This is a genomic window from Hyphomonas sp., from assembly GCF_041689225.1.
In the GTDB taxonomy this organism is placed as follows: Bacteria; Pseudomonadota; Alphaproteobacteria; order Caulobacterales; family Hyphomonadaceae; genus Hyphomonas.
In genome coordinates this window covers 1-21,246 of record NZ_JBDNGN010000073.1, presented here as the reverse complement: position 1 = coordinate 21,246, position 21,246 = coordinate 1, and the positions used below count along the sequence as shown (strand labels likewise).

At 62.7% G+C, this 21,246-nt stretch carries 25 protein-coding genes; 19 read left to right on the top strand and 6 right to left on the bottom strand.

Annotation, left to right across the window (positions count from 1 at the left end; translation table 11 throughout):
- Nucleotides 1–42 precede the first annotated feature (42 nt).
- The 6 genes from ACESNB_RS06665 (at nucleotide 43) to ruvB (ending at nucleotide 4,576) form a co-directional block, all read left to right on the top strand.
- On the top strand, nucleotides 43–477 hold the full coding sequence (locus ACESNB_RS06665) for a protease inhibitor I42 family protein (protein WP_373005570.1): 435 nt from the start codon (nucleotides 43–45) through the stop codon (nucleotides 475–477).
- 8 nt (nucleotides 478–485) lie between these two features.
- A complete protein-coding gene (locus ACESNB_RS06660) occupies nucleotides 486–1,586 on the top strand; it encodes a Rieske 2Fe-2S domain-containing protein (RefSeq protein ID WP_373005568.1) in 1,101 nt (366 codons plus the stop codon).
- 131 nt (nucleotides 1,587–1,717) lie between these two features.
- On the top strand, nucleotides 1,718–2,305 hold the full coding sequence (locus ACESNB_RS06655) for a fasciclin domain-containing protein (RefSeq protein WP_373005566.1): 588 nt from the start codon (nucleotides 1,718–1,720) through the stop codon (nucleotides 2,303–2,305).
- Nucleotides 2,306–2,427: 122 nt separating this feature from the next.
- Complete coding sequence (gene ruvC, locus ACESNB_RS06650) at nucleotides 2,428–2,931, top strand: crossover junction endodeoxyribonuclease RuvC (RefSeq protein ID WP_373005564.1); 504 nt, start codon at nucleotides 2,428–2,430, stop codon at nucleotides 2,929–2,931.
- The gene (ruvA, locus tag ACESNB_RS06645; protein WP_373005562.1) at nucleotides 2,928–3,551 is read left to right on the top strand and encodes a Holliday junction branch migration protein RuvA; all 624 of its coding nucleotides are present in this window, start codon (nucleotides 2,928–2,930) and stop codon (nucleotides 3,549–3,551) included. Before ruvC ends, ruvA begins: the two co-directional genes overlap by 4 nt.
- Nucleotides 3,548–4,576 (top strand): Holliday junction branch migration DNA helicase RuvB, encoded by a 1,029-nt coding sequence (gene ruvB / locus ACESNB_RS06640; RefSeq protein WP_373005560.1) that lies wholly within the window; start codon nucleotides 3,548–3,550, stop codon nucleotides 4,574–4,576. Before ruvA ends, ruvB begins: the two co-directional genes overlap by 4 nt.
- 2 nt (nucleotides 4,577–4,578) lie before the next feature.
- Here the strand turns inward: ruvB and ACESNB_RS06635 are convergent, their stop codons facing one another.
- Nucleotides 4,579–4,938: a DUF983 domain-containing protein gene (locus ACESNB_RS06635; RefSeq protein WP_373005558.1), complete on the bottom strand. Its 360-nt coding sequence runs from the start codon at nucleotides 4,936–4,938 to the stop codon at nucleotides 4,579–4,581.
- 113 nt (nucleotides 4,939–5,051) lie between these two features.
- Here ACESNB_RS06635 and ACESNB_RS06630 point away from each other — a divergent pair, with 113 nt between their 5' ends.
- The 3 genes from ACESNB_RS06630 to ACESNB_RS06620 all read left to right on the top strand — a co-directional run bounded on the left by ACESNB_RS06630 (nucleotide 5,052) and on the right by ACESNB_RS06620 (nucleotide 6,882).
- Entirely contained in the window at nucleotides 5,052–5,603 is a 552-nt protein-coding gene (locus ACESNB_RS06630; RefSeq protein ID WP_373005556.1) for a lipocalin family protein, read from the top strand.
- Nucleotides 5,604–5,621: 18 nt separating this feature from the next.
- Nucleotides 5,622–6,074, top strand: coding sequence for a YbgC/FadM family acyl-CoA thioesterase (locus tag ACESNB_RS06625; RefSeq protein ID WP_373005554.1), 453 nt, complete (start codon nucleotides 5,622–5,624; stop codon nucleotides 6,072–6,074).
- A gap of 238 nt (nucleotides 6,075–6,312) precedes the next feature.
- A complete protein-coding gene (locus ACESNB_RS06620) occupies nucleotides 6,313–6,882 on the top strand; it encodes a PadR family transcriptional regulator (protein ID WP_373005552.1) in 570 nt (189 codons plus the stop codon).
- A gap of 67 nt (nucleotides 6,883–6,949) precedes the next feature.
- On the opposite strand, the gene ACESNB_RS06615 is transcribed toward ACESNB_RS06620, so the two are convergent.
- Nucleotides 6,950–7,687, bottom strand: a complete 738-nt coding sequence (locus tag ACESNB_RS06615; protein ID WP_373005550.1) for an endonuclease/exonuclease/phosphatase family protein — start codon at nucleotides 7,685–7,687, stop codon at nucleotides 6,950–6,952.
- Between ACESNB_RS06615 and cls the strand changes: the two genes are divergently transcribed.
- The 9 genes from cls to ftsH all read left to right on the top strand — a co-directional run bounded on the left by cls (nucleotide 7,686) and on the right by ftsH (nucleotide 17,908).
- On the top strand, nucleotides 7,686–9,215 hold the full coding sequence (gene cls, locus ACESNB_RS06610) for a cardiolipin synthase (protein WP_373005548.1): 1,530 nt from the start codon (nucleotides 7,686–7,688) through the stop codon (nucleotides 9,213–9,215). The genes ACESNB_RS06615 and cls overlap by 2 nt on opposite strands.
- A gap of 224 nt (nucleotides 9,216–9,439) precedes the next feature.
- Nucleotides 9,440–10,153: a protein TolQ gene (tolQ, locus tag ACESNB_RS06605; RefSeq protein WP_373005546.1), complete on the top strand. Its 714-nt coding sequence runs from the start codon at nucleotides 9,440–9,442 to the stop codon at nucleotides 10,151–10,153.
- 3 nt (nucleotides 10,154–10,156) lie between these two features.
- Nucleotides 10,157–10,594, top strand: a complete 438-nt coding sequence (locus ACESNB_RS06600) for a biopolymer transporter ExbD (RefSeq protein WP_340691811.1) — start codon at nucleotides 10,157–10,159, stop codon at nucleotides 10,592–10,594.
- An 18-nt stretch (nucleotides 10,595–10,612) separates the two neighbouring features.
- Nucleotides 10,613–11,572: a hypothetical protein gene (locus ACESNB_RS06595; protein ID WP_373005544.1), complete on the top strand. Its 960-nt coding sequence runs from the start codon at nucleotides 10,613–10,615 to the stop codon at nucleotides 11,570–11,572.
- A 31-nt stretch (nucleotides 11,573–11,603) separates the two neighbouring features.
- Nucleotides 11,604–12,959 (top strand): Tol-Pal system beta propeller repeat protein TolB, encoded by a 1,356-nt coding sequence (tolB, locus tag ACESNB_RS06590; RefSeq protein ID WP_373005542.1) that lies wholly within the window; start codon nucleotides 11,604–11,606, stop codon nucleotides 12,957–12,959.
- A 220-nt stretch (nucleotides 12,960–13,179) separates the two neighbouring features.
- Complete coding sequence (gene pal / locus ACESNB_RS06585) at nucleotides 13,180–13,725, top strand: peptidoglycan-associated lipoprotein Pal (protein ID WP_373005540.1); 546 nt, start codon at nucleotides 13,180–13,182, stop codon at nucleotides 13,723–13,725.
- Nucleotides 13,726–13,826: 101 nt separating this feature from the next.
- On the top strand, nucleotides 13,827–14,861 hold the full coding sequence (gene ybgF, locus ACESNB_RS06580; RefSeq protein WP_373005538.1) for a tol-pal system protein YbgF: 1,035 nt from the start codon (nucleotides 13,827–13,829) through the stop codon (nucleotides 14,859–14,861).
- Between the two features lie 71 nt (nucleotides 14,862–14,932).
- Nucleotides 14,933–15,892 (top strand): tRNA lysidine(34) synthetase TilS, encoded by a 960-nt coding sequence (gene tilS, locus ACESNB_RS06575; RefSeq protein WP_373005536.1) that lies wholly within the window; start codon nucleotides 14,933–14,935, stop codon nucleotides 15,890–15,892.
- A 93-nt stretch (nucleotides 15,893–15,985) separates the two neighbouring features.
- The gene (gene ftsH / locus ACESNB_RS06570) at nucleotides 15,986–17,908 is read left to right on the top strand and encodes an ATP-dependent zinc metalloprotease FtsH (protein ID WP_373005534.1); all 1,923 of its coding nucleotides are present in this window, start codon (nucleotides 15,986–15,988) and stop codon (nucleotides 17,906–17,908) included.
- 23 nt (nucleotides 17,909–17,931) lie between these two features.
- Here the strand turns inward: ftsH and ACESNB_RS06565 are convergent, their stop codons facing one another.
- Together ACESNB_RS06565 and ACESNB_RS06560 are read right to left on the bottom strand one after the other, a co-directional pair.
- Nucleotides 17,932–18,429 (bottom strand): DUF2721 domain-containing protein, encoded by a 498-nt coding sequence (locus tag ACESNB_RS06565; protein ID WP_373005532.1) that lies wholly within the window; start codon nucleotides 18,427–18,429, stop codon nucleotides 17,932–17,934.
- A gap of 48 nt (nucleotides 18,430–18,477) precedes the next feature.
- On the bottom strand, nucleotides 18,478–19,089 hold the full coding sequence (locus tag ACESNB_RS06560; RefSeq protein WP_373005530.1) for a glutathione S-transferase family protein: 612 nt from the start codon (nucleotides 19,087–19,089) through the stop codon (nucleotides 18,478–18,480).
- Between the two features lie 619 nt (nucleotides 19,090–19,708).
- Here ACESNB_RS06560 and ACESNB_RS06555 point away from each other — a divergent pair.
- Complete coding sequence (locus ACESNB_RS06555; RefSeq protein WP_373005528.1) at nucleotides 19,709–20,038, top strand: YkgJ family cysteine cluster protein; 330 nt, start codon at nucleotides 19,709–19,711, stop codon at nucleotides 20,036–20,038.
- 9 nt (nucleotides 20,039–20,047) lie between these two features.
- Here ACESNB_RS06555 and ACESNB_RS06550 read toward each other — a convergent pair whose 3' ends face one another.
- Both ACESNB_RS06550 and ACESNB_RS06545 read right to left on the bottom strand, forming a co-directional pair.
- On the bottom strand, nucleotides 20,048–20,464 hold the full coding sequence (locus ACESNB_RS06550) for a VOC family protein (protein ID WP_373005526.1): 417 nt from the start codon (nucleotides 20,462–20,464) through the stop codon (nucleotides 20,048–20,050).
- Nucleotides 20,465–20,466: 2 nt separating this feature from the next.
- Nucleotides 20,467–20,934 carry a phage tail protein gene (locus tag ACESNB_RS06545; protein ID WP_373005524.1) on the bottom strand — a complete coding sequence of 156 codons (468 nt, stop codon included), beginning with the start codon at nucleotides 20,932–20,934 and terminating at the stop codon, nucleotides 20,467–20,469.
- Nucleotides 20,935–21,246: the final 312 nt, after the last annotated feature.

Sequence of the window (21,246 nt, the reverse complement as noted above, 5' to 3'; positions counted from 1 at the left end):
AGGCCAGTTCCTGCTATGCAGAGCGCAGATGGAGGATTTCAGATGGTGCGTTCCATGTTCCCTGCGGCCCTTGCTGGACCCTTTCTTGCAGCCTGTATGGGGCCAGCGGCAGATCCTGTGACCGAATTGCCGGACGGCCTGCTCTATGCGGGGGCCGAACAGGCTGACGGCGAGGTGGCGATGCAGGTCGGCCAGACACTCCGTATCGAACTCGAGAGCATTCCCACGGCCGGCTATGTCTGGGAGATCGAAGACCTGCCCGATTTCGTGGAACTGGCCGACGAGGCAACTCGCCCGACTGATCCGGGATTCCAGAACCAGCCCGGTGTGACCGGCGGCAATCACTTCATGGCTTTTGACCTGACGGCGACCGCGCCGGGCACGGCTACGCTCCACATGGTCAATCACCGCCCTTGGGAGGGCGGCGAAGAGATCGGCACCTGGCGTATCGACATCACTGTCACGCCTGCGCCATAAGGCTTGCCATGGCTGACACACAGACCCCTCCCCAGACGAAGACAGGCATCACCGACGCGGGATACCTGACCGACAGCTGGTACCTGGCGGCGCCGTCGAGCGAGCTGAAAAAGGGCCAACAGTACCGGATCATGATGCTCGGTGAGCCCGTTGTCGTGGGCCGCACGCCGGCGGGTGAAGCATTTGCGCTGCGCGATATCTGCCCGCACAGGCTGGTGCCGCTTTCGGCGGGCCAGCAGCTGGAAACCGATGGCGAGTGGGCCCTGCAATGCCCCTATCATGGCTGGCGCTTCGGCACCGACGGTGTCTGCAAACTGATGCCGAGCCTGACCGAAGGCAGCAGCTACGACCCGTCCAAGGTGAAGGTGCGCCGCTACCGCGTGCATGAGGCCTATGGCGCGGTCTATCTCTATGTCGCTGACAATCCGCGCGTGGACATGCCGCCCGCCGTGCCGCCGCCGGAATTCGGGCCGCTGCCTGACAAGCCGGGCTTCGTCATCCACGACGTGTTCAATGCGCACATGGACGACGCCGTCGTCGGCCTGATGGATCCGGCCCATGTGCCCTTTGTGCATAATCAATGGTGGTGGCGCCCGCCCTCTGTCGGCCTGAAGCTGAAAGAGAAGCAATTCATTCCGACAGAGCGCGGCTGGGCGATTGACCGGCATGCGCCGAGTTCGAACTCGAAACTCTATCGCTGGGTATTCGGCGACAATGTTGAAACGGAAATCCGCTTCCAGCTGCCGGGCTTTCGCTGGGAAATCATTTCCAACGAAAAGACCCGCCTGCTGACGCTGACCTGCCTGACGCCGGAAGCGCCCAAGCGCACGCGCATCACCCAGTTCACCTGGTGGACCGGCGCGCCGCTCCTCAACCTTGCGGTCCCCCTTGCCATCCCGATGGCGAAAAAGTTCCTGCGCCAGGATGGCGACATGGTCGACCTGCAGAACATGGGGCTGGCGCACCAGAAGGCGATGCTCTGGATCGACGATATCGACGCGCAGGCCAAGTGGTACCAGCGCCTGAAGCGCGAATGGGTCGAGGCCCGCGCAGAGCAACGGGATTTCGCGAACCCGATTGAGCCGCGTGTGCTGAAATGGATGAGCTGAGCGACGTCGCCTGGAACATTTTGCCGGCCAGCAGCGTTTCTGTTTGAGTCGCGCTCCTTACCGGGCTGGCTCCTACTCAACCGCGCGATCCTCCCGTTCCATCCCGGCAGAACTGCGAAGATGCCTGCAAGATGAGATCCGTTATCCTGATAATGATGGCCGCCAGCGTGCTGCTGCTGCTGGCAGCCTGCTCAAAACCGACAACGCCGGAGCGAGGCGACCGTGTGGCACCTGTCCCCGAAACGGCTGAGGCCGCCACGATTGGGTCCGAGGCAGTTCCGCTTGTGCCGTCTGCCCTGCCGACGGTGATCGACATCCTCGGTTCGAGCCCTGATTTCTCGACGCTAGTATCCGCCATCGGATCGGCCGACCTGACCGAAGCCCTGTCAGACCCCGGGCCTCACACGATCTTCGCGCCGACCAATGAGGCCTTTGCGTCCATGGAGCCGGGCGTGCTGGAAGACCTGCTGAAGCCCGAGAAAAAGGATAAGCTCGTCACTCTGGTGAGCTATCATGTCGTGCCGGGCACTATCCGGTCCGGCGATCCCATCGGCAAGTCCAGGAATATGGCGTCGCTCAAAAACAAGGACATACTGGTCGATGCGACAGGCAATGAGATCAGGGTCAATACCGCGACCGTGGCCATGGCCGATATCGAGGCGGCCAACGGTCTGATCCATGTCATTGACCAGGTCCTGGTGCCGCGTTTCTCCGAATAGGCTTTTACGCCATACATTTTGCGGCCGCGTCCAATTGGAACGCGGCCGTTTTTTATCGCCGCAGGAACAAACGGGGAAAATGCAAGCTGTCATTAACCTCATGCCCTGATAGGGTAGGTGTCATGACAGCGACGATTCGAATTCTCGGAATTGACCCGGGCCTGCGCCATACCGGCTGGGGCGTGGTCGAGCAGACCGGCGCCCGCCTCGCGCATGTGGCGCATGGGGTTATCTCCGTCGACACGACCATGGAAATGGCCGCGCGGCTGGCTGGCATCTTCACCGCCGTGGCTGAAATCGCCCGCCTGCATGCGCCGCATGCAGCGGGAATCGAGGAAACACTGGTGAATGCAAACCCGCGCTCGGCGCTGAAACTCGGCCAGGCAAGGGGCGCCGCCATGGCGGCCCTGTCGCTGGCCAGCCTGCCGGTGGCCGAATTTGCCCCGCGCAAGATCAAGCTGTCGGTCGTTGGCACCGGCACGGCGGACAAGACGCAGGTCATGTTCATGGTCAAACGCCTGTTGCCGCGTGCTGGCGAGATGAAGGAAGACGCAGCCGATGCGCTCGCCTGCGCGATCTGCGCGGCGCACCACCTGCCGCTGGAGATGAAGCGGGGGGCGGCATGATTATCGGACGCCTGACCGGAACGATTGCGGCGCTCGGCCTTGATCATGTGCTGATCGACGTCAACGGCGTCGGCTATGTCTGCCAGGCGGGTACGCGCCTGCTGAGCGTTGTGCATGCAGGCGAAACCGCTGTGCTGCATGTCGAGACGAAAGTGATGGAAGCGGCAATCGTACTTTATGCGTTCGGGACGGACGAGGAGCGCGCATGGTTCGTGCGCCTTCAGGATGTGCATGGCGTGGCGGGCAAGGCAGCGATGGCCATTCTCGATGCGATTTCACCGGCAGAACTGATGGGCGCGATAGCGCTTGGCGATGCCGCCGTGCTGGAGCGGGCCAAGGGCGTCGGCAAGAAACTGGCCGAGCGGATCGTGCTCGACCTTGGCGGCAAGGCGCCGCCGATGGGTCGGTTCGGCAAATTCGATGCGGCGAGCGCCGCGGGTATGGCAAGCATGCCGGTCGCGGCAAAAACAGGGCCACGCGGTGAGGCGATCTCGGCGCTGGTCAACCTCGGCTACGGCCAGAGCGACGCGGCACGGGCTGTGGCGGCTGCCGCTTCGACAGCCGGTGACTCCGACGTCGGCCCGCTGGTCAAGGCGGCGCTGAAGGAACTTAGCCGGTGAGCCGCGAGGGTGAGTTGTCCGATCCCAACGCGCAGGGCGGCGATGCGCTGGACCGCGCGCTACGACCGCAGACGTTTGACGATTATGTCGGTCAGCGCAAAGCCAAGTCGAACCTGAAAGTCTATGTCGATGCTGCACGCGGGCGCTCGGAAGCGCTGGACCATGTGCTGCTGTTCGGCCCACCGGGCCTCGGCAAGACGACGCTGGCGCAGATCCTGGCGCGAGAAATGGGCGTCGGTTTCCGGGCGACCTCCGGGCCGGTGATCGCCAAGGCGGGCGACCTCGCTGCGATCCTGACAAACCTCGAGCCGAATGATGTCCTGTTCATTGACGAGATCCACCGCCTGCCGGCGATCGTGGAGGAAATCCTCTATCCGGCCATGGAGGATTATGCCCTCGATATCGTGATCGGAGAGGGACCGTCGGCGCGTTCCGTGCGGCTGGACCTGTCGCCCTTCACGCTGGTTGGCGCAACAACGCGGGCCGGCCTGCTGGCAACGCCGCTGCGCGACCGTTTCGGTATTCCGCTGCGGCTCGAATTCTATGAGCCGGAGGAACTGGCACATATTGTTATGGCAGCGGCCCGGAAACTCGGCGCCGCCATTACGGAAGACGGCGCTGTCGAGATTGCGGGCAGGGCGCGGGGCACGCCGCGTATTGCGCTGCGCCTGCTGCGCCGGGTGCGCGACTTTGCCGAGGCCGAGGGCGCCAAGATTGACCGGGCCGCAGCAGGCCGGGCGCTGAAGCGGCTTGAGATTGACGAGGATGGCCTCGACGCGCTGGACCGACGCTACCTGCATGCACTGGTGAAGACTTATGCCGGCGGGCCGGTGGGCGTCGAGACATTGGCAGCGGCCCTGTCCGAGGCGCGCGATGCCGTCGAGGACGTGATCGAGCCTTACCTTATGCAAAAGGGCTATGTCGCCCGCACGCCGCGCGGGCGTACGGCGGCCCCGCTCGCCTATGAGCGACTTGGCCTGCCGGTGCCGGGCGGGGCGCAATCTGGCCTGTTCGGCGAGAAGTAAGCCTAGGCCGTTTGCTGCATCCGCCAGAGGAGGCCGATAAAGGCTCCTTTAACGCGGGGCAGCAGGAACAGGACGGCGCCGATTGCGAACGCCCCGAGCGCCGGCAGGCTGAGCCAGAGCGGCAGGGTCGATTTCATCGAGACAATGAAGGTGAGCGGCGCCAGCAGGGGCCCAAGGATCAGCACGGTCAGCCAGGGCGGGCCATCCTCGGCGCGGATCTGGCCGGTTGGTTCGCCGCAATGGTAACAGGTGGGCGCCTGGCGAAGGTAGCCGGTAAACAGGCGGCCCTTGCCGCAGGCCGGGCAGCGTCCGCGCAGGCCGCGCAGGATGGGGGTGAGGCTGGTGCGGGGAGGGCTAGTCATGACGCCTCTGTGCGTTGGCAATGATCCGGCTTCGCATGTGCGCGGCACTCTGGCCAGACAAGGGTGAAACCGAAAGGCGTTATGGCGCGTATGCAGAGCAGGAGGACTTCACCATGATACGCCACAGCCTGTTTGCCTTAACCGCAGCCTTTGGGCTCTCTGCCTGCACCAGCCAGCCGGACTACCGCGCCGCTGAAACGGCCCCGCCCACCGTTCTGCAGGTCGACCTAACACGCTATGCAGGGCTCTGGTATGAGATCGCCCGCTATCCCAATAGCTTCGAGAACAATTGCGCCGGTGTGACAGCGGAATATGTCCAGCGGGCCGATGGCCGGATCGATGTGATCAATACCTGCCACAAGGGCAGCGTGGATGGTCCCGTAGAGGTGGCAAAGGGCATGGCGCGGGTGATGGAGCAGTCCGGCAATGCGCGCCTGAAGGTGAAATTCGCGCCGTCCTGGGTGCCGTTCGCCTGGGGCGACTATTGGATCCTGCATCTCGAACCCGACTATTCGGCCGTACTTGTCGGTGACCCGAGCGGAAAGTATCTCTGGATACTCGCGCGCGAGAAATCCCTCGACGCCGGGACCCTGGCCCGCATCGAGACCCGTGCAGAAGAGTTGGGGTACGAAACCGGTCCGCTGGAGATGACGGACCAAGGGTGATCTGCTAACGCGGAAGGCATGACCCAGCCGACACGCGACACCAAGAATTTCGATGATCAACGCCAGCACTGGATCACGGTGCGCGTCTATTACGAAGACACCGATTTCACGGGCATGGTCTACCACGCCAATTACCTGCGCTTCTTCGAGCGTGGCAGGTCGGATCATTTGCGCGATGCAGGTATCTCGCACCAGTCGTTGCTGGACCGTGAGGATCCTGCCGCGTTCACGTTGACCAATGTGAATGTCAGCTACAAGCGCCCGGCCAAGGTGGACGACCTGCTGCACATCCGCACGCGCTACCTCGGCATGGACGGGCCGCGTATCCGGTTCGAGCAGGCCTGCCTGCGAGACGGCCAGTTGATTTCCGAAGCCGAGATCACAGCCGTGATGATCCATGCCGACGGGCGCCTGCGCCGGCCGATTCGTGAAGTGGCCGAACATCTGGAAGCGTTCGTCTACAAAGACTAATAACCTTGTAATTACAGTATAATCTGCAAAAGAAGCCTGCTGGCATTGCGGCGGCCTGGCCTTTTCTGTGCCCGCCACTTGCATTTAGATATATCTAAAACTATTTTATGTTTAGATATATCGAAAATGAGTATCTATGCGAGATCAGGATTCAGATGACGGGCTCGTTCTGTCGGGCGAACTTTTGGACAATGACGATGGAGTCGGCCGCCACAGGCGCCAGAATAAAGGAGACAATATGCACAGATGTAATGGAGAAGGTCGCCGCGCGCGCTGGCACATGAAAATGGGAATGGGCGGCGGACACCGCCATGGGCGCGGAGGCCAAGGTCGGGGCGGACGCCGCGGCGGCAGGCCACTCGGCCACGGCGATCTTCGCCTTCTCATTCTCAGCCTGATCAACGAAACGCCGCGCCACGGCTACGACCTGATCCAGGAAATCGAGACGCGGACCGGTGGCACCTACAAGCCGAGCCCGGGCGTCATGTATCCGGCGCTGGAAATCATCCAGGACCTTGGCTGGGCCGAAGTGCGCACCGAGGACGGAAAGAAGACTTTCCACATCACGGATGACGGTAAGGCCGAACTTGAACGCGAGACGGAAACGGTCGACGCGATTCATGCGCGGCTCGCTGACCTGCTGCGCGCCGAGGAAGACGTCGACCCGACCGACGTGCGCACGGCGATGCACCGGCTGCGGCATGCCGTCGTAATGTCGGCGCGCGATCGGCTCGCTGACGAGGCGCGCCAGTGCCGGATCGTCGAAATTCTGAACGCCGCGCGCGATGAGATTTCTTCGCTCGAATAGTGCGGTCAGCATTTAGAGAATTTGAGCGGGGCGCTGGAAGGGGCCCCGCTTTTTCATTCTCGCAACATCAGAAGTGGATTTCGGCCGAAACTGGCAGGTGATCGGACAGCTGAAGCGCATGACTACGCCTGTGCTCAAGGCTCACCAGGTCGGAATAGACGATATGGTCGAGATCGCGCTGCGGGCGCCATGACGGGAAGGTCGGGATTTGCGGATGATTGGCAATCTGGGCTCGGTTCGCCTCGGCGAACGCCTCGAGATGAGTGGAGCTGTTCGTGCAGTTGAAGTCGCCAACGACTAGGAACGGGTTCTTCCGGGGCAGGTACTGGCCAATGGCCTCAAGCTGTTGGGCCTGGTCGTTACGGCCAAGGCTGAGGTGCAGGTTTGCGACTGATATTCCCCGTCCCACCTGCACATTGGCGATGAGGCAGCCGCGACCCTTCACACGTCCCGGCAGTTTGAAATCATGGATATCAGACAGGGCGTACCGACTGAGAATGGCGTTGCCGTGCTGTGAGATGCCGGGGATCGTCCGGTTGCGCTGAACGGCGACGTGGGAATGGCCAGACAGGGTCGCAATCTGCTCGGCTTGGCAGGAAAAGCCGGATCGGCGCCCCCCCAGATCGACCTCCTGCAGGCAGACCACGTCATAGGTTCTGACGATTTCCGCTATTTTTTCCAACGTCGAGCGCTTGGCGCTGGTATTGAACACCTGATGATGCGCGCGGGTCAGGTATTGTGAATACCGGGTCGTGCCGATAGCGGCCTGGATATTCCATGTCAGGATTTCGAGAGAGTGGCTCATGCTGCTCATATGGCGGCTGGAACACAAGGTTCCATCCGGCGTTCGACAGTACGCGTTGAAGGGGACCGTCTTGCTACCAAGTTCACTCGTCTTTGCCCTTCATATCCTGATCTCGGTCGGTCTGACCTTCCGGTTGCTCTACCGAAAGCTGGCGGTCAGCACGACGCTGGCATGGATCATCATCCTGTTCTTTCTGCCTTATTTCGGGATATTCTTCTACTTCCTGTTTGGCGACCACCGGATGGGACGCAAGCGCCTCAGACAGGGCGCGCGTATCCGGCAATTCTACTCGCGCCGTTATGGCATGACCGAGGATCCCTTGCAGGACGTGGTGCTGGAAGCCTCGCACACGATGCGGGCGCTCAGCCAAAGCGTGGCAACCCATTCCGGTTTCCCCGTGACTCACGACAACAAGCTGGAACTGCTCGAAGACGCCGGCAGCATACTCGACCGGATTGTCGCCGATATCGATCAGGCGTCCAATACGTGTTTCCTCGAATTCTATATTGTCGAGCCGGAAGGCCGGGTAATGAGAGTGATGGAAGCGCTGGTGCGCGCCGCCAAGCGCGGGGTCGACTGCAATCTTCTGGCAGACAGTTTCGGCAGCAAGGCGCTGTTCCGATCGAGCTGGCTGCAGCGGCTGCGTCAGGCGGGCGTGGACGTGGAAGCCTCGCTGCCGGTCGGCCTGATCAAATCGCTGTCCCAGCGCTCAGACCTGCGCAACCATCGCAAGCTGATCGCGATCGACCAGTCGATTGGCTATATTGGCAGCTTCAACCTGGTCGATCCGAAATTTTTCAAGAAGAGCAAGTCGGTCGGCGAATGGGTCGACACGATGTTCCGGCTGGAGGGGCGGATCGTCGATTCGCTCGGTTGCGTGTTCAATGCCGACTATATTTTTGACTGTGTAGGTCTGGATGTCGACCGGGAGGCCCTGCGCGACCTGCCGACTGACCGCCCGGAAGTGGCGCCGGCCGGGGACGTATCGCTGCAATTGTTGCCGTCCGGGCCGGAAACGCGCGACAGCCCGATCCATGAATGGGTCGTCTCGGCCATCTTTGCCGCCCATTCGCGCGTGTCGATCATCACGCCCTATTTCATCCCCGACGAGACGCTGACACTGGCGCTGAAGGCGGCCCGCAAGCGAGGCGTTGCCGTGGATGTGATTGTGCCCGAAAGGATCGACTCGAAGCTCGCCCAATTTGCCAGCGAGTCTGTCTTCGAGGAGCTCCTGGCCGCCGACATTCGTATCGCGCGCTATTCGGACGGCCTGTTGCACACGAAATGCGTGCTGATCGATGACACGATTTCGATGGTCGGAACGGTCAATATGGACACGCGCAGCTTCTACCTGAATCTTGAACTGACCCTGATCGCCTATGACCGGGCTGTATCCGGCCAGCTGGACGAGATGCGCGAACGCTATCTGGACAGGTGCACCTTTATCGATCCCGAAGCCTGGGCGACGCGATCGAATTGGCGACGGATGAAAGAGAATATTTTACGCCTCGCCGCACCTATCCTCTAGGCCCGTTTGCCTCGTCCTTGCTGCAGTGCAACGAACCCGGTCTTCAGCCACTAATCCTTAACCAAAAGCCCCTATCGGTTAACCAGCTGCGGAAACTCGCGTGCCTGCCGTGTTTCCGCCAGATTTGGTGTGGAAACAGGGGCAGACGCCGAGGCCTTCGCCGACGGCACAGACTCATATGCGGCGCGCACGCAGCCCGCAGACTTCAAGGAGCAGGGAATCTCATGGAATCCGAAGCGATTGGTACGGCCGCCAGCAATAGTGACTTCTCGCTACTCTCACTGGTTTTCGATGCAGACCCGATTGTCAAACTGGTGCTCCTCTGCCTGCTAGCCGCCTCGGTCTGGTCGTGGATGGTGATTGCCGAAAAGACGTTCTCGCTGGGCGGCGCCCGCAAGAAAGCGAAACAGTTCGAAGATGCATTCTGGACCGGTCGCACGGAAGACTTCGACATGCGCCCTGGTCAGGTCGCGGGTGATGCAGCCAGCCGCGTATTCGCATCGGCTGCCCGCGAATGGTCGGATGCCAAGCGCGCCCTTTCCCAGCCGACTGAGGCGGCGGCTATCGTCAGCCGCGCCGAGCGTTCCATGCGGGCCGCTGTTGACCGGGAAATCAGCAAGGCCGGCAGCGGGCTGGGCGTGCTGGCAACCATCGGTTCAGCGTCGCCCTTCATTGGCCTGTTCGGCACGGTTTGGGGTATCATGAACGCCTTCCTCAACATCGCGGCCCAGCAAGACACGAGCCTCGGCACCGTGGCAGGCCCGATTGCCGAAGCCCTGTTCGCAACCGGCATGGGGCTTGTTGCCGCTATCCCGGCGGTTATTTTCTACAACAAGTTCACGAGCGACCTGACCAAGTTCGGCGACCAGCTCGACACATTCTCGCAGGATGTCCTGGTGCGCCTGTCGCGCCGTGCGTCCGACGCAGCGAGGGACTAGGGCATGGGACTTATCCTCGGATCCGGCGGCAAGGGCGGGCGGCGCGGACGCCGCGCGCTGAATGCCGAAATCAACGTCACGCCATTTGTGGACGTCATGCTGGTGCTGCTGATCGTGTTCATGATCACCGCGCCCCTGCTGGTGCGCGGTGAGGACGTCGCCCTGCCGAAGACCGTATCCGGGCCGATCAAGACCGAGCCGAACGATGCGCCGCTGGCCATCTCCGTGAAGGCTGACGGCACGATATTCATTCAGAACACGGAAGTGACCGTGGACGAGCTCGGCGCAAAGCTCGCCGCCATCATCGGCGAAGGCTACGAGCAGCAGATGTACCTGCGCGCCGACGAGTCCGTTCCCTATGGCAGGATAATGGAAGTGACGTCCGAAGTGCGTGCGGCTGGCTATACGCGCCTCGCCTTCGTGACCGAACAGAAGAAATAGCGAGGGCCTTAAGCACCCATGCTTCGCGGTTTCACCCTTTCGGCCCTTCTCCACGCGAGCGTGCTCGCGCTGGCGGTGATGTCGTGGCCGAACCAGAAATCCGAGTGTGACAAGGCGATCGTCAAGCTCGAACGCGACGAGCCGGGCCTCGGCCCGATCGATATCCTGATGCGCCTGCCCGAATGTGCGAACGCCATCGATGTGCCGATCGAGTTTCTCGACATCGGCCTTGTCACCAATGTGAGTGCGATCCCCAAGGCCGAGGTCAAACCTGAAGCCGAGCCGGTGCCAGAAGAGACGCCCGAAGAAGAGGCGAAACCGGACGACCAGAAAGACCTGACGGCCGACGAAGTCGACGCCAATGACACCCGCGCCGAGGAACCGAGCGAGGATGACATTGTTGTAGAAGACGAGAAGGCCGAGCCGGATCCCGAGCCTGCGCCTGTCAAGGAGCCGGAAAAGAAGAAGCCGGAACCGAAGAAGGAAGAGAAACTGGTTCAGAAGACGAAGCCGAAGACCGAGTCCGATGACCTCGATTTCCTGAATGATTTCGAAGATGTGCTGAAGACCAAGGCCAAGAACGAGCGCAAGGCCCCGCCTGCGCAGGAACCGCCACGTATCCAGAAGCCGATGCTGGCCGATGCCCAGCAACCCCGCAAGGGGGCGGGCGAGCGCACCGGTAATACCGCCTCGTTGCAGGCAGCCGTTCGCCGTCAGATCGGCTATTGCTGGAACGGTATCGACGACCTGCCCAAGGAAGACCAGATCAATGTCGTGGTGCGCCTGAAGCTGGCCCGCGATGGCAGCCTGTCGAACTCGGCCGAACTGATCTTGCCGAAATCGCGCCCAATCGGCCGGTCGGGCATTCCGGTTGACCTTGCCCTCCGGGCAGTGCGCAAGTGCGCGCCATACAAATTACCTGCAGACGATTACGACCAATGGCAGGAAATCGACGTGACAATCGGGCCGGAGAATTGACCGCCCCCCAAAGATTCAAGGAGACTATCGAATGAAACGTATCCTGATGGCGCTGGTATCAGCGTTCCTGCTGGCCACGAGCTTTGCCCTTCCGTCTGCGGCGCAGTTGCAGGTGCGGGTCACGGACGGCAATTTCACGCCGACGCCGCTGGCCATTCCGGACTTCCAGATTTCCGGGGCCGACGCCGCGATGGCGAAGCAGATCAGCGACGTCGTGCGTGCCGATCTCGCTTCGACCGGCCTGTTCGAAATGCAGAACCCGGCCTCCTTCATCCAGAAAGACCTGTCGCTGGACGTGCAGCCGCGCTTTGCCGACTGGAAGATCATCAAGACAGACGGCCTGGTCGTCGGTGCTTATGAAGAGCTGCCCGATGGCAAGATCGCCGTCTCGTTCCGCCTGTGGGACGTCTATGCGGGCGAAGTGATGCGGATCAATGGCCAGCCGGGCCGCCGCCTGACCACGACTCCGGACAACTGGCGCCGCATTTCCCACAAGATCGCCGACTCGATCTACCAGCGCCTGACCGGGGAAGATCCGTATTTCGACACGCGCATCGTCTATATTGCCGAGACCGGTCCGAAACTCGCCCGCGTCAAACGCCTTGCCATCATGGATAGTGACGGCGCCAACCAGCAATACCTGACACCTGGCCGCAATACGGTTCTGACGCCGCGTTTCTCGCCGTCGGCCCAGGAAATCACCTACATGTCCTATGAGGGCGGCAAGCCGCGTGTCTATCTCTTCAATATCGAGACAGGTCGCCAGGAATTGCTCGGAAATTTCCCGGGTATGACCTTTGCCCCGCGCTTCTCGCGTGATGGCCAAAGCGTGCTGATGACCCAGGCCGAACGCGGCAATTCCGACATCTACATCATGAACCTGCGGACCCGCGAATCGCGCCGCCTGACCGATCATCCGGCCATTGATACATCGCCCTCCATGTCACCGGACGGCAATTCCATCGTCTTCACGTCCGACCGGGGCGGCAGCCCGCAACTCTACATCATGAATGCCGATGGCAGCCCGCGCACCTGCCCGTCGGGCGGTCGCGATTCGGCCTGCCGCATCACGTTCGGCAAGGGCAGCTATTCCACGCCTGTCTGGAGCCCGCGCGGCGATCTCGTCGCCTTCACCAAACAGTCTGGCAGCCGCTTTTATATCGGCGTGATCGGGATTGACGGCAAAGGCGAGCGCCTGCTCACCGAAGCCTATCTTGATGAGGGCCCGGACTGGTCGCCAAATGGCCGCGTGATCGTTTATTTCCGCGAATCACGTCCCGGCGCAGGGCCCCAGCTCTGGTCGGTCGACCTTTCAGGACGCAACGAACAGCGTTTGCAGACCCAAACCGACGCGTCAGATCCGGCCTGGTCGCCGCTTCTGCAATAAAATTAGCAGTTAAAGGCCACCGGAATGGTCCGGGGGCGTTGCTTTATGGAGACATGACGACAAATTTGTGCGAAACGACGCTCGGTTAAGTCACCGCCCGATTGTCGCCTGATTTCCCTCCGAATATGGAATCAATCAAGCGCTAGTCGTCGTCTTGTTGACAAAACGCCCGCCGCAAGGCGTCAATATCGCTCTAAGGACATCCAGGGGAGTCTTAGCAATGCAAAAGTCACTGAAACTTACCGCCGCCGCCCTCGTACTGATTTCGCTCGGCGCCTGCGCTTCCAAGCCCGCGCCTGTCGTTGAAGATACGACGCCGGTTGAAGTCGTCGAAACGGCACCAGCGCCTACTGCACCTGTTGTCGAAGACGTCGTGAAACCTGCCGGCCCGCTGGCTGGTTCGCTTGACGATTTCCGCGTCAACGTTGGTGAGCGCGTTTATTACGACCTCAACAACTACCGCCTTGATGCCGACGACCAGGAAATCCTGAAGCGTCAGGCTGCCTGGCTGGCGTCCTATCCAGGCGTCCGTATCCTCGTGGCAGGCAACTGTGACGAGCGCGGCACACGCGAATACAACCTCGCGCTCGGCGAACGCCGCGCGTCGGTTGTGAAAGACTACCTTGTCAGCCTCGGCGTTGATCCTTCGCGGGTCGACACGATCTCGTACGGCAAGGAACGTCCGATCGCTGCTGGCAGCGACGAGCAGTCCTGGGCTCTGAACCGTAACGGTTTCACGCAAATCGTTTCCGGCTCGACCAGCTAAGCTGTCCTGCTGAACGGTCTACAATATGCAGCCGGGTGCCTTATTTTGGCCCCGGCTGTTTTTGTATGGTGGCAACCACACTGCGCGGAGATAATGCATCCATGTTCAAAGCCCCGGCTCTCGCCCTTGCCTGCCTCGTGTTTGCTGCTTCACCGGCCATGGCGCAGCGCAATGCGCCAATCTCACAGGGCGTTACCAGCTCTGACCTCGCGTCGCAGGTCACAATGGTGCGCCAGCAGAATGCGGACCTCAAAGTCCAGGCGAACAACCTGCTCGGCGATATCATGACCCTGACCGGGCGCGTCGAGACGATGGAATTCCAACTCTCCCAGGCGCGCGACCAGAATGACGCCCTCCAGCGCGATAATGAGTCGCTCTCCGACAGTATCGGTGAATTGCGCAAGCAGCTCGAAGCGCAGGGCCGTACCCTGGCCGCGCTTGAAGCCCGCCTTGGCGCAGACCCCGCCTTTGCGGATCCTGCCGCTGAGCCGGAATCCGCCTATCCCGGTGCGGCGCAGAGTGGCGACTATTCCGTCGCCTCGCAGTCTTCACCTCAGTCTGGCAGCCTCGGCGAATCCGGGCCGACCCGGCTGATCACGCCGACCAATGAATCGTCCGCGTCCGGCCTCGCCAACAGCGCGTCCGGCATGCGTCAGTCGTCGACGCCTATTTCGAACAACCCGTCGGAAGCAGGCCTGAACCTGCCGTCCGGATCGCTGGGCACGATTTCGGCGAGCAACCTGCCAGGCCAGGCCGGCCCGTTGTTTGCCGCCGCCAAATCGAAACTGATTCAGTTTGACTATGCCGGCGCTGAGGCCGCCTTTCGCCAGTTCCTCGAGAAGTTCGGCAATGATCCGCAAGCGGGCGAGGCCCACTACTGGCTCGGCGAGACGCTGTACCAGCAGAAAGCCTATGCTGACAGCGGGGCAGCTTACACGACGATGATCCGTTCCTTCCCGAACGACCCGCGCGCGCCTGATGCGCTGGTAAAACTGGCCCGGGCCATGCGCCTCATCGGCGACAAGGAGAAGGCCTGCCTCGCGCTCGACACGCTGCCGAAACGCTACCCGAATGCTTCGGGTGTGACGCGCGACCTGTCGGCGGTCGAGCGGACCAAGTCCGGGTGCGACAACTAGAGACGCTAACGCCCGCTCTCTCAGCCTTTGATCGGCTGTGTCCGGCGGGAACCGGCCCGGTCGGAGTCGCCGTGTCCGGGGGCAGCGATTCCCTCGCGCTCCTGCATCTTTCACACGACTGGGCGCAGGCGCGTGGCCGCGACCTCATCGCATTCACATTTGATCACCACCTGCGAGATGCGTCTGCTGACGAGGCCGTGCGGGTCGGCGAGATCTGCCGCGCGCTCGGGATACGTCACGAGACGTTGCAGTGGGACGCCCCCGTCAGCCGTCAATCTGCGGCCCGGCGGGCCCGGCATGCCGCCCTCGCCTGCGCGCTGAAGGCGCATGGCGGCGCGATCCTGCTGACCGGCCACACGGCCGACGACCAGGCTGAGACCTTCCTGATGCGGGCCCGGCAGGGGTCGACCTGGTATGGGCTTGCTGGCATGCAGGCCCTTTCACCGTCGCCTGTCTGGCCGGAAGGGGAGGGCGTTCGGATCGCCCGGCCGCTGTTGACCGCCCGTCGCAGCGATTTGCGATACGAGCTGAAATCACGGGGCGCGGACTGGGTCGAGGACCCGACGAACGACAATCCGGTCTATGAACGGGTGCAGATGCGGCAGTTGCTGGCCGGCTCTCCCGGGCTTCATGCCCAGATTTCGCGTTGCCTTACTGATGTCACCGCCCTGCGCGCAATCGAGGATGTTCGTCTCGGGCGCTGGCTGCGCGACCATGTAAGTGTGTCCGGCGTTGCCCATATAACGGCAGATATGACCATGCTCGGCCCGGAAAGTGGCGCGCGCGGGATGGGCATCCTGATCCAGGCCGTGACGGGCCGGGAGACCCCTCCACGGCGGGAAAACCTGCAATCGCTGGCTGACCGGGTGCGGGCCCCGCGGGCTTTTGCAGGTGCGACATTGGGCTGCGCGAAGGTTAGCCGGCAGGGCAATATTGTTCACCTTGTCCCGGAAGCGGGGCTAGATGGCCCGGATCCATTGCTGATCCGGCGTTTGACTGATTTGCAGGGCCTTCTGCTCGATCATGCATGACAATTGCTGCATGTTAAGCGGAAAGGAGTCGTTTTTGTGTGACGCTGCTCCTATGTTAGATATCAGGGACACTGAAAAATTGAGAGACCGAATATGAACGTGCGCAATCTTGCCATCTGGGGGGCCATCGCCCTGCTTGTCATCGGCATGGCCGTCGCCATGGGCGGTACCTCTGAAGCAGATCATGCCGACAAGGCGAAACTGTCCGAAATCTACAAACTGATCGACGGCGGTGAACTGGTCGAAGCCACGCTGGGCGACCAGCAAATCATCGTGAAGACAACTGACAACCGCACGCTGGTCAGCGAATTGCGCGGTCTCGACATGGAAACCCAGGGCATCCTCGTGAAACAAGGCGTGCCCTTCACGATTGATGCTGACAGTGGCCGCAACAATTTTGCCTCGTTGATCTTCTCGATCCTGCCGATCGTCCTGATCGTCGGCTTTGTCTTCTTCATGATGCGCCAGATGCAGGGCGGCGGCGGACGCGGTGCGATGAGCTTCGGCAAGTCGCGCGCCCGCCTGCTGACCGAAAAGAATGGCCGCGTCACGTTTGACGATGTCGCCGGCGTGGACGAAGCCAAGGAAGAGCTGCAGGAGATCGTCGAATTCCTGCAGGACCCATCCAAGTTCCAGCGCCTCGGAGGCAAGATCCCGAAGGGCGCCCTTCTGGTCGGCCCTCCCGGCACCGGCAAGACGTTGCTCGCCCGCGCTGTGGCTGGCGAGGCCGGCGTACCCTTCTTCACGATTTCCGGTTCCGACTTTGTCGAAATGTTCGTCGGCGTCGGCGCCAGCCGCGTGCGCGACATGTTCGAACAGGCCAAGCGCTCAGCGCCGTGCATCATCTTCATTGACGAAATCGACGCAGTCGGCCGCTCGCGCGGCGCGGGCCTCGGCGGCGGCAATGACGAACGCGAGCAGACGCTGAACCAGTTGCTCGTCGAGATGGACGGCTTTGAGGCCAATGAGGGCATCATCCTCGTCGCGGCGACCAACCGGCCTGACGTGCTGGACCCGGCGCTGCTGCGGCCCGGCCGTTTCGACCGCCAGATCACCGTCGGCAATCCGGACATTATCGGCCGCGAGAAAATTCTGCGCGTCCACATGCGGAATGTGCCGCTGGCCAAGGACGTCGACACCAAGACGATTGCGCGCGGCACGCCCGGCTTTTCGGGTGCTGACCTTGCCAACCTCGTCAACGAGGCGGCGCTGCTGGCGGCCCGCCGCGGCAAGCGCGTCGTGGCGATGGCAGAGTTCGAAGATGCCAAGGACAAGGTCCTGATGGGGCCGGAACGCCGCTCGATGGTGATGTCCGAGAAAGAAAAAGAGCTGACAGCCTGGCACGAAGCCGGTCACGCCATCGTGGCGATTAAAGTGCCGTCGGCCGATCCGGTGCACAAGGCCACCATCATTCCGCGCGGACGTGCGCTGGGCATGGTGATGCAGCTGCCGGAAGACGACAAACTGTCAATGTCGAAGATCGAGATGACCAGCCGCCTGGCCATCATGATGGGCGGACGCGTCGCCGAGGAACTGAAATTCGGCCATGACAATGTTACAGCCGGTGCCGCCTCCGACATCCAGCAGGCGACCCGCCTCGCCCGGGCGATGGTCACGCGCTGGGGCTTTGCCGACGATATCGGCCCTGTCGATTACGGCTCAGACCAGGGTGACGTGTTCCTTGGCCAGCAGCTGATGCAGTCGAGCCATATTTCGGAAGAGACCTCACGCAAGATCGAGGAAGAAGTCCGCAAGCTGATCCAGACCGGCATGGACGAAGCGCGCCGCATCATGACCGAAACGAGGTCTGAGTGGGAAGCGATTGCGAATGGCCTGCTTGAATATGAAACGCTGAGCGGCGCCGAGATTTCCGAACTGCTCAAGGGCAACAAGCCGACCCGGCCTGATTTCGACGACAATGATGCCGGACCGGCCTCGGCTGTCCCGGTCATCGGCAAGCGCCGCAAGCCCAAGGGCGATAAAGGCCTTGGCGACCCGGAGCCTAGCCCGGCCTGAGGCCCGGCCTCACATGCTAAAAATCAGGCGTCACCGGATTCCGGTGGCGCCTTTTTTTTGTGCCGCGATTTGTGTGACGGGATCAGGTGGGGGGCGACGCGCAGGGTGCGGGTGGCGACGGAGATCTCGGCGAGGAAATAGACGAGCCCGGCGATGAGAACGCCCATCGACGCGACGAAGAGCGCCGCAACCGCGTTGGATACATCCATCTTAACGACCTGGCCGGTGAACAGCGTCACAACCACGAGGCAGATCAGCAGGGCTGACAGGGTGGACAGGATGACGGCGCGATTGATCAGGATCATCCGCTGGTCGATGGCCGCAAGCTCGGGCACGTGGATCTGGCGGGACGATTCATCCAGTTCGGCCATGAAGCCCTCCACCTTGCGCCAGCGGTCGACCACGCGGGACAGGCGATTGGCCATGACATTGAGGAAGGCGCCGATACCTGCGAGCAGGAAAACCGGCGCAATGGCGAGCTGGATGATGTGGGCGATATCGGACGGAATGGATATAGGCATGCCACAAGGCTTGACCGTGGCGGGCGCTTACGTCAACCCGCAGTCGTGTCAAGCCGTGGCGCTGGGCCGGGCGGAGACGGCGGCATGCCAGCAGGCGAGGTGGGTGAGGTCGTCTTCGGGGGGCACGCCGACGAGGCCGGCGCCGAAATCATACGTGGCGAGGGCGACGGCATCGACGACGCTATAGGCGTCTCCGGCGATGAACTCATTTTCCGCCAGCTGGTCGTTGAGCAGCTTGTAGCCCATGGCAGCGCGCACGCGGTTTTGCGCGGCGGCTTCGGGGATCTGGCGGATCAGCTTGGCCGTCAGCGGATGGCCGTGGACCCAGACCATGCCGATCGGCACCATCAGGTTCAGCTCGACCCGGCGCAGCCACATTTCCACGATGGCGCGCTGTTTGGCACCGGTGCCAAACAGAGGCGGTTCGGGGTGCAATTCCTCGAAATAGCGGCAGATGGCGACGCTTTCCGAAATGCAGGTGCCATCGTCCAGCTCGAGAATGGGAATGCCGCCAGTGGGGTTTTTCTCAAGGAAATCAGGCTGGCGATTGCGGCGGGTCATGATGTCTACGGTTTCCATGGGCACAGCGATGCCCTTCTCGGCTAGGAAGATGCGGACGCGGCGCGGGTTGGGCCCGCCGGGATAGTCATACAGGATCATGGCGACAGCCTAGCGCGGGCAGGCCGGGGCAGGGAAGGGGTAACGCAAAGGCATGGCCCAGCACGGGCGGCCGCAGGCCCGGTGGGCAGCGGCGGCAGGGGTGTGATGCGGGTGTGGTGCGGGGGTGGCGCGTCCTTAAGACGTGTCGGCGAAGGGTGTGGCAAGGGTGTGGGCCGGGCGTGGCCTGTGCGTGAATTGTGCACGGAGGACGCAAGGACAGGCCGCGCAGAGGCGCGCGGCCTCGGCCACGGCAAGGCGGGGCCACGCGAACTGGCGCGGCGGCGTGTACGTCGGGCGCCGGGGCGTCGGCGACGTGCGTGATGTAGACATTGCCGCTGCGCGGGCAGACGCCGATCAGCAGGCAGCGCCGGCTCGCCTGGATCCAGCGCTGCAGGCCCCAGAGCTGCAGCCAGACATAAGGCCACAGCCAGATCGGCAATGCAGAGAAGATGCGATGGCGCGTCGCGGGGTTCATGGCGCGCAGTATACGCGAGGCCGGGCGGGGGGTGGAAAGTCGAGGGCGAATCCCGCTTGCCGGGCGGCGCAGGCGGGCGTAGATCGCGGCTGCCGCCGACCGATGCGAGTGCGCAGCACGGGCGGCGGAGCGATGACCCCCACCATGACTGACCCGACATCCGATTGCGTGTCCTGCGGGGCCTGCTGTTTCAGCAAGAACCCGCGCTATCTCGCCCTGTCGCCTTGGGACGCGTCACGCCCCCTGCCAGCAGGCAGCCTGTTTGCCGAGGGCGGGCAGACATTCGTGACATTCGATTGCGGCCAGTGCGTGCACCTCCAGCTTGGCGGCGGCAAGGCCGTGTGCGGCGTGTATGAAGACAGGCCGGAAGCCTGCCGCGCCTTCCGGGCGGGCAGCTTCGAATGCGTCAAGGCGCGCCGCGCGAACGGGATCATGGGGGAGAAGGTGCGGGACAGGGAAGGGGAGCCCGCCTGAGGCGCAGCCCTATCTCGCGAACAGCTGGCCGATGTCGGCGAAGGCTTTCAGTTCTATGGCGTTGCCGGAGGGGTCGTGGAAGAAGATGGTTGCCTGCTCGCCAGGCTGGCCCTTGAAGCGGACATAGGGCGCAATCAGGAATTCGACCTGGCCTTCAAGGCGCGCGGCCATCGCCTGCCAGTCTGCCATCGGCAGGACGAGGCCGAAATGGCGCACGGGCACGCCGTGGCCGTCCACGGCGCTGGTGCCGGTGGGGGTGCACTGGTCTGGCGCAAGATGGGCGACGATCTGGTGGCCTTGAAAATCGAAATCCACCCATTCCGGCGAACTGCGCCCCTCGGCGCAGCCGAGCAGGGTGCCATAGAAGGCGCGGGCGGCAGCAAGGTCGTGGACCGGGAAGGCCAGGTGGAAGGGGGAGAGGGGCATGGTCAGTTCCGGGACGGGAAGAGGCCTTGCGTCACGATGCATTGCTTGAGGGCGAGATAGGGCGGCATATTGTTGCCGGCCGAGGCATTGCCGGAGGCATCCCCTTCGCCACCATCGGCAAGGGCGGGGGACGCGCTGTCAGTCTCGGTGCCGCCCCGCTCGCCCTGCCGGCGTTCGGTGAGGCCCGGGCCCTGGCCCGCCCCGATGATTGTGCGCCCGCGCAGGTCCGGCAGGGCGAACGAGGTTCGACCGTCGCCGCCATACATCGTGCCGAGGAGAGAGAACAGGGCGGAATTCTCGTTGATCGGCAGGAGGCGGCCATCGGCCTCCAGCGTACCGCGGGGGCAGAAATTGAAGCCCGCCGTGATGATCTCGCCAAGGTATTCGTCCGGGCCCGCATGGGCCGCCGGCGCCGTCCCCGCCATGAGCGCCCCGGCCAGGGCCGTAGCCATCGCAAATTTCCGAATCATTCCGTGTCCTCCCATTGTGGAGGCTTTACCCTACGGACCTAGGCCGGAGGGGCAAGGGGCGCGCGTTTCGCAGGCCATGGCCCGGCACTGCGCATTGCTGTTTGCGTTTTTGGGGCAGTCTAGGCTTGCTCTCTTCCGAAGATACCTGCGCTGGCAAGTATCTATGGACCAGAACTGTCCCCTGGCGCCTTGGATCGGATGCCAGTCCATAGACCCGCTCTGCGCTTACGCTTGGGCGTGCTCCGGGCAATCGCCGTGCGATTGCTGATTCCTCCGCAGCTACGCAGGGGTCATCGGGGGGGGGGCGGGGGG